The 12,852-nt window shown below is 58.7% G+C and carries 8 protein-coding genes; 1 reads left to right on the plus strand and 7 read right to left on the minus strand.

Going from position 1 to position 12,852, the window contains the following annotated elements; all coding sequences use genetic code 11:
* Window positions 1-161 precede the first annotated feature (161 nt).
* From csrA to pncC, 5 genes are all read right to left on the minus strand, one after another.
* A complete protein-coding gene (gene csrA / locus EHO01S_RS18550; protein WP_002209449.1) occupies window positions 162-347 on the minus strand; it encodes a carbon storage regulator CsrA in 186 nt (61 codons plus the stop codon).
* Window positions 348-600: 253 nt separating this feature from the next.
* The gene (gene alaS / locus EHO01S_RS15745) at window positions 601-3,228 is read right to left on the minus strand and encodes an alanine--tRNA ligase (protein ID WP_024524862.1); all 2,628 of its coding nucleotides are present in this window, start codon (window positions 3,226-3,228) and stop codon (window positions 601-603) included.
* Window positions 3,229-3,362: 134 nt separating this feature from the next.
* On the minus strand, window positions 3,363-3,854 hold the full coding sequence (locus tag EHO01S_RS15750; protein ID WP_051355229.1) for a regulatory protein RecX: 492 nt from the start codon (window positions 3,852-3,854) through the stop codon (window positions 3,363-3,365).
* The gene (gene recA, locus EHO01S_RS15755) at window positions 3,841-4,902 is read right to left on the minus strand and encodes a recombinase RecA (RefSeq protein ID WP_024524864.1); all 1,062 of its coding nucleotides are present in this window, start codon (window positions 4,900-4,902) and stop codon (window positions 3,841-3,843) included. Before recA ends, EHO01S_RS15750 begins: the two co-directional genes overlap by 14 nt.
* Window positions 4,903-4,972: 70 nt before the next feature.
* The gene (gene pncC, locus EHO01S_RS15760; RefSeq protein WP_024524865.1) at window positions 4,973-5,461 is read right to left on the minus strand and encodes a nicotinamide-nucleotide amidase; all 489 of its coding nucleotides are present in this window, start codon (window positions 5,459-5,461) and stop codon (window positions 4,973-4,975) included.
* Window positions 5,462-5,843: 382 nt separating this feature from the next.
* Between pncC and EHO01S_RS15765 the strand changes: the two genes are divergently transcribed.
* The gene (locus EHO01S_RS15765) at window positions 5,844-10,793 is read left to right on the plus strand and encodes an autotransporter domain-containing protein (protein WP_024524866.1); all 4,950 of its coding nucleotides are present in this window, start codon (window positions 5,844-5,846) and stop codon (window positions 10,791-10,793) included.
* Window positions 10,794-10,920: 127 nt separating this feature from the next.
* Here EHO01S_RS15765 and EHO01S_RS15770 read toward each other — a convergent pair whose 3' ends face one another.
* Both EHO01S_RS15770 and EHO01S_RS15775 read right to left on the minus strand, forming a co-directional pair.
* On the minus strand, window positions 10,921-11,559 hold the full coding sequence (locus EHO01S_RS15770) for a MarC family protein (RefSeq protein WP_024524867.1): 639 nt from the start codon (window positions 11,557-11,559) through the stop codon (window positions 10,921-10,923).
* Window positions 11,544-12,839, minus strand: coding sequence for an APC family permease (locus tag EHO01S_RS15775; RefSeq protein ID WP_035370803.1), 1,296 nt, complete (start codon window positions 12,837-12,839; stop codon window positions 11,544-11,546). The genes EHO01S_RS15770 and EHO01S_RS15775 overlap by 16 nt, the downstream gene beginning before the upstream one ends.
* Between the last annotated feature and the right edge of the window lie 13 nt (window positions 12,840-12,852).

The raw sequence follows: 12,852 nt of genomic DNA on the forward strand, positions 1-12,852 counted from the left end.
GAAGCAGGAAGCAGGAAGCAGGAAGCAGGAAGCAGGAAGCAGGAAGCAGGAAGCAGGAAGCAGGAAGCAGGAAGCAGGAAGCAGGAAAAAGTAGATACGGAGCAGACAAAGGGCAAGCTGTGCGTAAGCGTCTCGCCACGTTGCGAGACGCTACACAGGAATCAGTAGGTCGTCGGTTGAGACTTTTCCGCCTGAATGCGCTGATAAATCTCTTCTCGATGCACGGAAACCTCTTTCGGAGCATTCACACCGATACGAACCTGGTTTCCTTTTACCCCCAATACGGTGACCGTTACCTCATCGCCAATCATGAGGGTCTCACCAACTCGACGAGTCAGAATAAGCATTCTTTGCTCCTTGAAAGATTAATTAGAGTCGGGTCTCTCAGTTTATCCCCGCCATTATCCATCATCTGTAGTAAAAACGTAAACAGCAACAACTTCATAATGTGTAAGCAGATTATCGCGCGCTACATCATGGGTACAAGTTTAGCGCAAATCATCAGCAATATTGCAAAATTTATCACATAGAAAACAAAACAAGATAAAAAAACGCCGTACCCAACAATAGGATACGGCGTTTTATTGTTAGCTATCTAGGTTAGAGCTTAGCAGTAACCCAACCGGCAACGCTGGCCAGCGCCTGCGGCAACGCGGCGACATCACTGCCCCCCGCCTGTGCCATGTCCGGACGACCACCGCCCTTGCCCCCGACTTGCTGAGCAACCATACCGATCAGCTCGCCGGCTTTCACCTTCGCGGTCAGATCCTTACTCACCCCCGCAATCAGGCTCACCTTGCCCTCTTCCGCCGTCGCCAGTACCACGATGCAACTCCCCATCTGGTTTTTCAGGTCATCTACCATGGTACGCAGCATCTTCGGCTCAACGCCGTGCAGCTGGCTGACCAACAGTTTCACCCCGTTAACCTCGACGGCCTGCGCACTCAGCGACGCACTCTCTTGTGCGGCTTGCTGATCTTTAAGCTGCTGTAGTGCCTTCTCCAACTGACGGCTCTTCTCCATCAGCCCACGGATCTTCTCGGCGACACTCTGCGTGTCCCCTTTCACCAGAGAGGCCGCTTCACGCAGCATATCGCTCTCCTGATGCATCGCCTGTAATGCCTGCTCCCCCGTCACCGCCTCGATACGACGAATGCCAGCGGCGGTACCGCTTTCGCTCACAATGCGGAATAGCCCGATATCACCGGTACGCTCGGCGTGAGTCCCCCCGCACAGCTCCGTCGAGAAGTCTCCCATGCTCAATACACGCACTTGGGCATCATACTTCTCACCGAACAGCGCCATCGCCCCTTTAGCCTTCGCCTCTTCCAGCCCCATCTCCTGTGTCGCGATGGGTAGGTTACGGCGGATCTGCGCGTTGACGATATCCTCAACCTGACGGATCTGCTGCGGCTTCATCGCCTCGGGATGAGAGAAATCGAAACGCAGGTAACCATCACTCACCAATGACCCTTTCTGCGCCACGTGGGTGCCCAACACACTACGCAACGCAGCGTGCATCAGGTGGGTCGCCGAGTGGCTCAGACGAATACGATCGCGGCGAGCGACATCGATGCTCGCCTGCACCTGCGTGCCGACCTGCAAATGCCCCTGAGCGACCTTGCCGAGGTGGCCGATGGCCTGACCATATTTCTGCGTGTCATCGACCACGAAACTGACGCCGGATGCAGTCAGCTCACCCCGATCGCCCACCTGACCACCGGACTCGGCGTAGAACGGTGTCTGATCCAAGATCACTACCCCTTCCTCACCAGCTTGCAAGGCATCAACCGCCTGACCGTTGCGGAACAGCGCGGTGATCGTCGCCGCCTGCTGCTGCAACTGATAACCGGTAAAGTCTGTGCGTCCCTCGACGCGGATCATACTGTTATAGTCGGCCCCGAAGCCGCTGGACTCACGCGCCCGGCGACGCTGTGCTTCCATCGCTTTTTCAAAGCCGACTTCATCCACCTTCAGATTGCGCTCGCGGCACACATCGGCGGTCAAATCCAACGGGAAACCATAGGTGTCGTACAGGCGGAATGCCGTCTCGCCATCCAGGGTATCGCCATCCAGCTGCGCCAACTCGTCATCCAACAGGGCCAGACCGCGCTCCAACGTACGAGCGAACTGCTCCTCTTCGGTCTTCAGCACCTGCTCAACCATCGCCTGCTGACGCGCCAGCTCATCGGCAGCAGAGCCCATCACCTGGATCAACGGCGCAACCAGTTTATAGAAGAAGGACGCCTTGGCCCCCAGCATGTGGCCATGGCGGACCGCGCGACGAATGATGCGACGCAGCACATAGCCGCGCCCTTCGTTAGAGGGCAACACGCCATCTGAGACCAGGAAGGCACAGGAGCGAATATGGTCGGCGATCACGCGCAGCGACTTGCTGCTCAGATCGTCTACGCCGATCACCCGCGCCGTCTCGGCGATCAGGGTACGGAACAGATCGATGTCGTAGTTGGAGTTAACATGCTGCAACACCGCGGCGATACGCTCCAGCCCCATGCCGGTATCGACAGAGGGCTTAGGCAGCGGCAACAGGGTACCGTCGCTCTGGCGGTTGAACTGCATGAAGACGATGTTCCAAATCTCGATGTAACGATCGCCGTCCTCATCCGGGCTACCCGGAGGCCCACCGGCGATGTGCGCGCCGTGATCGTAGAAGATCTCGGTGCAAGGGCCGCACGGACCGGTATCCCCCATCTGCCAGAAGTTATCGGAAGCATAAGGGGCGCCTTTGTTATCGCCGATGCGGATGATACGCTCACGCGGCACACCGACTTCATTGGCCCAAATGTCGTAAGCCTCGTCGTCGCTCTCGTACACCGTCACCCACAGTTTTTCCTGCGGCAGGTTAAACCACTGCGCGCCGGTCAACAGTTCCCAGGCAAACTTAATCGCATCATGCTTGAAGTAGTCGCCGAAGCTGAAGTTACCCAGCATCTCGAAGAAGGTATGGTGACGTGCGGTATAGCCGACGTTTTCCAGGTCATTATGCTTACCACCGGCACGCACGCAACGCTGAGCGGTGGTCGCACGGCTATAGCTACGTTTGTCGATGCCCAGAAAAACATCTTTAAACTGGTTCATCCCCGCGTTGGTAAACAACAAGGTCGGATCGTTGTTCGGCACCAGGGAGCTGCTGTCCACCACCTGGTGGCCCTTACTGTGATAAAAATCGAGAAACGCTTGACGGATCTCAGCGGTACTCTTGCTCATAAATGTCCCGGAGTCAGGCTAGAAGAACAGTCCGTGAACAAACCAGCCCGCATTCCGCTGCCGACGCCCGCTCACGAACACAAAGTGACACTAAGATAAAATTTCTTCACCGTGAAGTAAAACACCGCGTGCATTCACCGGATTAAATCGCGTAAGGCATCCTGGATCTCTTCCTGGAAGAAGCCGCGGTAAAGGAGATAACGTTGTACTTTGGCCCGCGTCGCCCAATCGCTGGCGAGCGGCAGAGAGAAGTGGCGTTCCAGCGTGCGGCGCGCCTGGGCATGCCAGTCGACCGTGCACTCCGCTAACGCCTGCTGGATCACGTCGCGCGCCACGCCGCGCGCCCCCAACTCCTGACGGATACGCTGGGCTCCGTAACCTTTGCGGCTACGCGAAGCGATATAACGCTCGGCAAAGCGCCCATCGTCCAACCACTGGTAATGATAACAATGGGCAATGACCGAGTCGATCTCCGCCTCAGAAACGCCTTGCGCCGCAAGTTTGCGGCGCAATTCATTTTCACTATGGTCGCGCAGGGCCAACAGACGCATCGCGCGGTTAAGGCCGTCAGCCTCCTTCACCACGCCCGCGCTGCCTGGACTCCCGACACCATCAGAAGTTCTCATCGTCCGGCAGCGCCTCGTCATCGACTTCGCCCTTGGCGCGATCGGCATCGGTCGCGGCGGCATGGCTCAACAGCAGCTCGCGCAGCTTGCCCTCCAGCTCGGCAGAGATCGCCGGGTTCTCCTGGAGGAACTTCATCGAGTTCGCCTTACCTTGGCCGATCTTATCGCCATTATAGCTATACCAGGCACCGGATTTATCCAGCAACTTATGTTTGACGCCCAGATCGATTAGCTCGCTCTCCTTAGAGATACCGGCCCCATACAGGATCTGAAACTCGGCCTGACGGAACGGCGGCGCGACCTTGTTTTTCACCACCTTCACCCGAGTCTCGTTACCAACCACCTCGTCGCCCTCTTTAATGGCACCGATACGGCGGATATCCAGACGCACGGAAGAGTAGAACTTCAACGCATTCCCCCCCGTGGTGGTTTCCGGATTACCGAACATCACCCCAATCTTCATACGGATCTGGTTGATAAACACCACCAGGCAGTTGGCGTTCTTGATGTTTGCAGTCAACTTACGCAACGCTTGCGACATCAAACGCGCCTGTAGACCAACGTGGGAATCCCCCATTTCACCTTCGATCTCCGCCTTCGGCGTCAGCGCCGCTACGGAGTCTACGATGATCACATCGACCGCGCCGGAACGCACCAGGGCATCGCAGATCTCCAGCGCCTGCTCCCCGGTATCCGGTTGTGACACCAGCAGATCGTCGACGTTAACACCCAGCTTGGCGGCATAGATCGGATCCAGCGCATGCTCGGCATCGATAAAGGCGCAGGTCTTCCCCGCCGCCTGAGCGCGCGCGATGACCGACAGGGTCAGCGTGGTTTTACCGGAGGACTCCGGCCCGAAGATCTCGACGATACGCCCCATCGGTAGGCCACCGATGCCCAGCGCCACATCCAGACTCAGAGAACCGGTTGAAATGGACTCAATGTCCAACGTTTGGGTATCGCCCAGACGCATGATAGAACCTTTACCAAACTGCTTCTCAATCTGGCCTAACGCCGCAGCCAGGGCACGTTGTTTGTTCTCGTCCATCCGTTTACTCCACGCATAGCAAATCTGAAATTGACCTTGATTATACTGTACGCTCATACAGTATCAAGACTCACATAAGAAATTTTTCCAGCAGCGTCCGCAAGGCAAATTGCGCCGCCTGCTGTCGCACGGCATCCCGCCCACCGGCAAAATGACGGCACAGGCACAGGGGCTCTCCGCTGCGGGCGGCAAAGCCAAACCAGACGGTGCCGACCGGTTTCTGCGCGCTGCCGCCGTCGGGTCCGGCGATGCCACTCACCGCGATAGCGAAATCCGCGCGCGCGGCGCGCAAGGCCCCCGCCGCCATGGCGGCCACCACCGGCTCGCTGACCGCCCCATGCTGCGCCAACAGGTCGCCCGCCACGCCCAGCATCTCCGCCTTGGCCCGATTACTGTAGGTGACGAAGCCACGCTCAAAGTAGCCTGAACTGCCGGCAATATCGGTCAACAGCTTGGCGATCAGCCCCCCGGTACAGGACTCAGCACAGGTGATTTGCGCCCCACGCGCACGCAGACGCTCGCCCACCTCGCGGCTTAACGTCATCAGCGATTGTTCCATAGCGACTCCTTGGTTGCTAGCGAGACAGACGGCATAGTAGCACGTTCCGCCGCGGGAGGCCTCGGCGACAGCGGGCAAAAGAAAAGTAGCTTGGGAAATAAACAAACCATCGAAAATATATTGATCTTCTATTTAGCCAATCAATATAAAAACAATAAAAAGATATCCCCAAATAAGTCCGCCGCGCTCCGTAGATTACTCAGACAATAGCCTTAAACTTAAAAACAACGAGGTAAAAATAGGTTAATTAGCCAGTGACACACCATTAACCTCGCAGAATAAGCCCAAAAGATTCCGCAATCAGCAGGCCACCGATGCTGTTCGCCACGGTCGAGTCTATGTGTGTCGCGTTTTTATCTCACATTAACGCAAGGACACCGCGATGAAAAACCAACGGAGTACGCCTTTTCGCCGCACTACGCTCGCACGCACCATCACGCTGCTACTCGCGATGGGGACGCTATCGCCACTGTGGGCTACCCATGCACAGCCTCGCCTCTCCACGCGCACGACACCTATTATTACGCTAAACGACTCGACCAATGCATATTACTTTAAAGACGCCAATAAAAATGGCGTCTTGGATGGCTATGAAGACTGGCGTAACCCCATCGCACTCCGGGTGGTCGACCTGCTACGTCAAATGCCTAATGAAGATAAACTCGGGCTGATGCTCATCGGCTCACAATATTTAGGCTCGGCGAGCAACTGCGCCACGGCTAACGCTAACGGTATTTTATGTGAAAGCTACCGGGAAGCCACCAGCAACGTATTCAGCGCCCCGGGCGACAGCTTTGAGTTCTTTGAAAAGCCGGTCATTGAACGCAGCGCGCCGGCGACCGAAGGGATCCTCGACTGGAAAGTGCGCTTTATGATCGATCGCAGCAACGCCGATCCGCTGACGCTGGCTATCTGGACCAACGCCCTGCAACAGGTCGCGGAAAGCTCCGAGTTCGGGATCCCCGTGGTGGTCACCTCGAACCCGCGCAACCACAATACCAATAATGTCGGTTTCGGCCTACAGGAGTCCGCTGGCACCTTCTCTCTGTGGCCCAGCACGCTGGGGATGGCGGCCGCCTTTATCGGCGAAATGAAAACCCGTGGGCATACAACTAATCTGATCCAAGACTTTGCCCGTCTGGCGGCACAGGAGTGGGACGCCACCGGAATCCGCAAGATGTATGGCTACATGGCCGATACCGCCACCGATCCGCGCTGGTTTCGACTGGCCGACACCTTTGGCGATAGCCCGGAGATCGTCGCCGAGGCTACGCGTCAGATCGTCACCGGCTTCCAGGGGGATACGCTAGGCAACCATGGCATCGCCATGACCAGCAAACATTTCCCCGGCGGCGGTGCCCGCGATCGCGGTACCGATCCCCACTATGTCTACGGTCAATACTCCCCCTACCCGACCAAATACAGCCTGTACCGCTACCATCTGCCCGGCTTTATCGCCGCCGTCGATGCCGGCACCTCGTCGATCATGCCCTACTATGCGCGTCCCAGCGACGCCATGAGCCTGCCTCAGCTGTATCTCAGCGATATTCCCGAGGCGGAGAAGAGCGTCAATAACGCCGGCGACGGCTCGACCCTGTTTACCCGCGACCGCTTCGGCAACCGTATCTATGATCCGCTGTATCTGGCCAAGAAGCGCCCGGAGAAATTCCTGGAGAACGGGTTTAGCGAAGAGCTGGGCTTTGCCTATAGCCACAAACTGATCGACCGTCTGCTGCGCGATCAGATCGGCTTTACCGGCTATATCAACAGCGATTCCGGTATTCTGACCGGCATGGCCTGGGGGCTGGAGGCGGCCACGCTGGCCCAGCGCGTCGCCCTCGGCGCCGCCAACGGCGTGGACGTGTTCAGCGATCTCTCCGACGTATTCCTGTTCCGGGACGCCTTTGCCACGGAAGATGCCTTCCGCCAGGGGGTACTGGATCAGGCCGCCGGACGGCTGCTGACGGAGATGTTCCGCCTGGGGTTATTTGAAGACCCCTACCGCGATCCGCAGCAGGCCGTTGATATTTTCAATGAACCGGCGCGGCACGAGGCCGCCTACCAGGCCCATCAGAAGTCGGTCGTGGTGCTGAAGAACAGCGGCAATCTGCTGCCGTTGACCGAAGCAAAGATCGGCGATTCGCCGGTCTACATCGAGTTCTTCTCACGCGACGCCGAGGCGCAGCGGGCGACGGACACGCTGACGCTATACCAGGCTATCAAACGCCAGGCGCCCTGGCTAAACGTTACGTTTGACATCAATAATGCTGACTATGCCTTGCTATTCGTCAAACCGGCAGACGGCGTCGGCCTGTTCGAACAGAGCGCAGAATTTGTCTACAACCTGCAAGTCAATGATCATAACGGCATTGATATCGATCGCATCAATATGATCCAGGCGAAAGTTCCCACCATCGTCAATGTTAACCTGTCCCAACCGTGGCTGTTGGAAAATCTGGAGCCGGGTGCGGCTGCCATCACCGCCAGCTTTGCCACTCTTTCTGAAGCGGTCGTGGATGTACTCGCCGGTAACGTCACCCCCTCTGGTGCACTGCCGGTCACGCTACCGCGCAACGAAGGTGAGGTCGTCAAGGCTGAAACGGCCGGGCCACAACGCGATGGCCGCAAGATAGCATCCGATGTGCCGGGCTACCTGCGTGATAACCTACAGGAGTATGCCTACACCGACAGCGACAATAACCGCTACCAGACTGGCTTCCATCTGGTATGGGATATCGCGAACCTGGATAACAGTGCCCCCAATCGAAACGCGCTGCTGCAACAGGCACGCATCGGGCTTATCTCTACCCGTTATCAACAGGCGGAAAATCCGCCCGAAGTTAATCGCTACTACCTCAGCGCAGAAGCGATGGCAGACAGAGTCTCTGCACACAAAGGCGAAACACTGGCCCTGAGCAATCAGGTTAATCTTGCCGTTAACCAGCCGGCTCACACTGCAGCCGATGCAGATGCTAATCTGAAAACGCGCCAGCCGGCGCGCAGCATGAATCCGGGGCTGTTTATCACCAAGGAAGATAACGACGTGACGCTAGACCACGTCTTTAACGGTGGCGTTTATCAGCGGACTCAGGATAACAGCGCTAACGTCTACTCTGCCGGGATCTGGCTGGACGCCTCCGCGGACCATAATTCGCTGCGCCTAAACAACAGCATCAACCTGGCCTACAGCAATGCCCTGGCCGCTTATGGGGTATTCCAAAACGCCAGCAGTCAGGACAACCTGCTGCTACTGCAGAACTCACTGAATCTGTCCATCGGCGACGGTGTCACCTCGCACGGTATCTACCACGGTAACAGCAATGCCTATAGCCTGCTGACAGATGAAGGCTATGACAGCGGGCAGCGTCAGGCGTTCAGCCAAAGTGTCGTCGTTCTAGATAATGCGGCCAACATCGCTGTGCGTTTGAAGGACGGTGTATTGCCTAGTCTGACAAAAGCCTTTACCAACGTGCCGACGCTGATCCTCAATAACAGTCTGGTGGGCGGCGATATCACCCAGACCGCGGGAGACGACTTCCTGCTCAGCTTCAACAGCGCGCTGTACGGCGACATCGCCCTGAGCAACGGTAACGATATCTTCGTACTGGACGAAAGCAGCCGTGACGTCACTCTACGTGGACAGATAACGCCAGACTATCGGTTTACCGATAGCCTCTACATCTACACCCCCTCCTGCAACGACAGTAGCTGTATTCAGCTCATTCAAGGCAAAGACAGCTTCAGGGTTGTCAGCACCGCGCCCGTCGGTGGTGACGCCCACACCATCGCCGATATCCGCTACGGCGCGCTGAACCCGTTCAATGTCTATCAGGTCATGGCGGACGGCAGCGTTTCCGATGTCGCGCTGCTGAGCCGCGATGTTCCACCGCCGCTGCGCCCGCTGATCCAAGCCTACCGCTATACCTTCGCCAACGGCTATCAGGCGGACTTCGCCCTGCCCGTGCAGGATAGTGACCGCGTTACCCTACGCGGCGCCGAGATGCGCGTCGGCGACTGGCGCCTGACGCCAAACGCCGTCGTTACCCCGCAGGGCTATCAACTTCGCGGCGACGGCCTGTTGGTCAGCGCCGGTACCCCACTGCCCGCGCTGGTCACCGGCAGGGTCGAGGCGCCCAGCGATCCCACCTATGTCCTGCTCCCTGACGCCAGCAGCACTCCCCGTCTGGAGCGCTTCACGGAGCCGCGCATCCTCGATCCCGGCAAACCGATAACCCTGACCCAGGATGTCCTGCTGGTACGGGATATCGCCAACCGCGCTGCACCGGAGAATACGCTGCTGGTCGCGATTGACGGGGCGCAGATGCAGGTCAAAACCCCCGCCGGCATCCAGGCCAGCGTCGACATCAACGCGCAGAGAGCAACCCGGGTCAGCCATATCCCCGGCAGCGCGCTACATGTCGATGCCTTTAACTATCTGCTGGAGGTTCCGGGGATGCTCAACGACACGCTGCAAGCTCGCGAACGCAGCGTGCATCTGCAAGAGGGCGACCTGGATGTCTACCTGAACTACCTGGCCGACAACCGCACCTATGACGGCGGCAACGACGGCGCGGGCAGTAAAGGGCAGACCTCCGGCATCGCACTGGGGCTGGGCGCTGGCGTAGCCGATGCTCTGACGCTGTACGGTCAACTGGCGAGAACCTATGGCACGCTGAGCAGCGGCGCCAGTGAGGCCGATGTGGATGTCAACAGTCTGACACTCGCCCTCACCTACCGTCCGCAAACGACGGCGGAGAGCGGTACACCTTTTGTCTCTCTGAACGCGGGGCTGGGCTGGAGTCAGTATGAACCTCGCCGGCAGATGGGAAACCTGGGGCAGGCGCGGGCAGAGAGCGACGGGTGGCTTTACAGCTATGCGCTGACGGCTGGCTATGAAGCCAATCTGAGCTCAGCATGGCGTCTGACGCCGTCGCTGGCGCTACAGGGCAGCTATCTGCGTCAGGACGCATTCCGCGAGTCGGGACACGATACGCTAGCTCTCGACGTCGCCCAATTCAGCGACAGCCGTAACGATATCGCCCTGCGCCTGGACAGCGATTATCGCATCAGCCTCGGCGACTGGCAGATAGCACCGCGACTGTTCGCCGAATACCGCTATGGTCTGGGCGATAAAAATAGCCGGGCGGATCTGCAGCTGGGCAGCGCGACGCTGGATCCGATCGTCCACGTCCGCGGCGATAACCAGCTGCGCGGCGGCGCAGAGCTGGGCGTCGGCTACGGCACCTGGTCGCTGGCGCTGCGTGCCGACGGCACCGTCGGCGATAAGCGCGGCGGCGGCAGCGCGGCCCTCCTCGTAGGCGCCCGCTTCTAACGGCCCGTCCCACCGGCGCGCGCCCCGCGCGCGTGCCGTTATTCCGTCAAGCGTTGAGGATCGCGGCCGTTCGCAGCCATCGCACCGCGCTCCTCCGCCCTCTCCCGTCCGTGCGCAGCGCCATCGGCTACTTCGCGAGGCCATACTGCAGCACCAGCGGCGTCAATCCAGAGGCCAGTAACTGTAGCGATAGCGTCACCAACACAATACCGGCGATGCGCGCCATGGCATCGATGGCACCGGCGGAAAGACGGCCATGCAACGGCCCGACGGCCAGGAAGGTGAAGGCGATGGTCGGTGCCATCGCCAGGATCACCGCTGACAATTGCAACAATCCGAAGAGCGAATCATTGTGGCTGGCCAGCGAAATGCCGACGGCGATAGTACCGCCGCCGATGGTCAAGGGGAACAGCAACGGCACCAGCACCATCTCCTGCACATTGACGTGGCTTTCTGGCATCCGTGCCGGCTCAGCCTTGGTGCCCTTGGTCATCAACGGCCAGCCCTGGAATAGCAACGCCGCGCCGCCGGTAGCGGTGAGCGCATGGGCATTCAACCCCAGTGCCATCAGTAAAAAGTTACCAATCCAGATGGCGATCAGCATCACCACCACATATTCGCCGGCGACCTTCCAAGCCAGTTGACGCAAGGCATGGGGAGGAAGCTGTCCCAACAGAATGGTTGCCGCGGTAATCGTAGCCGGAGGGCAAAACATCGACAGAAAGGTGACATAGGTGAGCAAAAACTCAATTAGCCGCGCTTCCATGTCGTCGCTCCTCGTAGGCAGAACAGCGCCATCCCCAAGCTAATGAGCAATGCCGCGGCCACCCACAGCAACGCCACACTGCCCTGTTGCCATAGGCTAAAGACAAAACCGACGATCACCAAGGTCATCACCAGCCCCCCGCAGCCCAACAGCAGCGCCGACGCACCAATGGTATGGCGCAGACGCCAGGCCACCACGAAAACCGCCAAATAACAGAAGAGGAACGTAGCGCTGGCAACGCTCGCCAAGGCACCGAGATCGAGTAACAACGTCATCAGCATGATAACAGCCACAACCAGTAGATTGCCGACAGTACTCTGGCGCCATAGCCTCTGGCGAAACGCCCCTGGCAGTTGCCCCTTCTGCGCCATACTGGCCATGATATTCACGGCGGCAAACAGGGTGGCATTGATCGCCGACGCCGTCGCCAATAAGGCTCCGATCGCCACAATGGTATAGCCGACGTCTCCTAGCAGAGGATAAGCCGCATGGGCCACCGCCGTGTCGGCATAACGTGCTAGCTCGGCGGCCGGTACCTCGCTGACCAATACCAACGCTAAAACGATATACAACAACGCCGTCCCCCCGATCGCTAAGGCAAAGGCTCGCGGCATGGTCTCGGCGGGGTTACGCACCTTATCCGCCGCGTTGGCCATCATGCCAAAGCCGGCATAGGCGAGAAAGGTGATACCGATGGCGGAGAAGAAAGCACCGCTGCCGGTATGCGAGACGACCGTCAACTGCGCCGGATGTAAGCTCCAGATGCCAGCGGCAATCAGCACCAGCAGAATGGTCAACTTCACCGCCACGAGTCCCAGCTCCAACCGCCCCACCGCATGGCTGCTCAACGCATTAAACAGCGCCATTACGGCAATCACCCCCAGGGCATAGCCGAGGATCACCCGCTGATCCTGGCTACCGTCATGCAACAGATCGGCGGCATAGGCGCCAAACGCGCGCGCCACCAGGGCAATGGTCAGCACCAGCGTGACCAGATACAGCAACGACAACGCCAAACTCAGCAAACCACTCCCCAACCCCTGCTGGAAGAAATCGATGATCCCGCCGCTACTGGGATAACGCGCGCCGAGACGTGCATAGGCATAACCGGAGAACATGGCGACGATCCCGCCGAAGGCAAACGCCAACCAAGTCGAGGCCCGCATCAACAACGCCGCCTGTCCAAGCAATGCAAAGATACCGGCGCCGACCATCGCACCGATGCCGATCGCCACCACATGCCACAGCCCTAACGGTTTCTCTTGCCCACGCACGTTCATGATGATTAGGCCC

Source organism: Edwardsiella hoshinae NBRC 105699 = ATCC 33379 (genome assembly GCF_000474215.1).
In the GTDB taxonomy this organism is placed as follows: domain Bacteria; phylum Pseudomonadota; class Gammaproteobacteria; order Enterobacterales; family Enterobacteriaceae; genus Edwardsiella; species Edwardsiella hoshinae.

What these genes read in the sequence shown, in the direction of transcription:
- EHO01S_RS15765 (WP_024524866.1), top strand. Translation starts at nt 5,844, where the DNA reads ATGAAAAACCAACGGAGTACGCCTTTTCGCCGCACTACGCTCGCACGC.
- recA (WP_024524864.1), bottom strand. Translation starts at nt 4,902, where the DNA reads ATGGACGAGAACAAACAACGTGCCCTGGCTGCGGCGTTAGGCCAGATT.
- pncC (WP_024524865.1), bottom strand. Translation starts at nt 5,461, where the DNA reads ATGGAACAATCGCTGATGACGTTAAGCCGCGAGGTGGGCGAGCGTCTG.
- EHO01S_RS15775 (WP_035370803.1), bottom strand. Translation starts at nt 12,839, where the DNA reads ATGAACGTGCGTGGGCAAGAGAAACCGTTAGGGCTGTGGCATGTGGTG.
- EHO01S_RS15770 (WP_024524867.1), bottom strand. Translation starts at nt 11,559, where the DNA reads ATGGAAGCGCGGCTAATTGAGTTTTTGCTCACCTATGTCACCTTTCTG.
- EHO01S_RS15750 (WP_051355229.1), bottom strand. Translation starts at nt 3,854, where the DNA reads ATGAGAACTTCTGATGGTGTCGGGAGTCCAGGCAGCGCGGGCGTGGTG.
- alaS (WP_024524862.1), bottom strand. Translation starts at nt 3,228, where the DNA reads ATGAGCAAGAGTACCGCTGAGATCCGTCAAGCGTTTCTCGATTTTTAT.
- csrA (WP_002209449.1), bottom strand. Translation starts at nt 347, where the DNA reads ATGCTTATTCTGACTCGTCGAGTTGGTGAGACCCTCATGATTGGCGAT.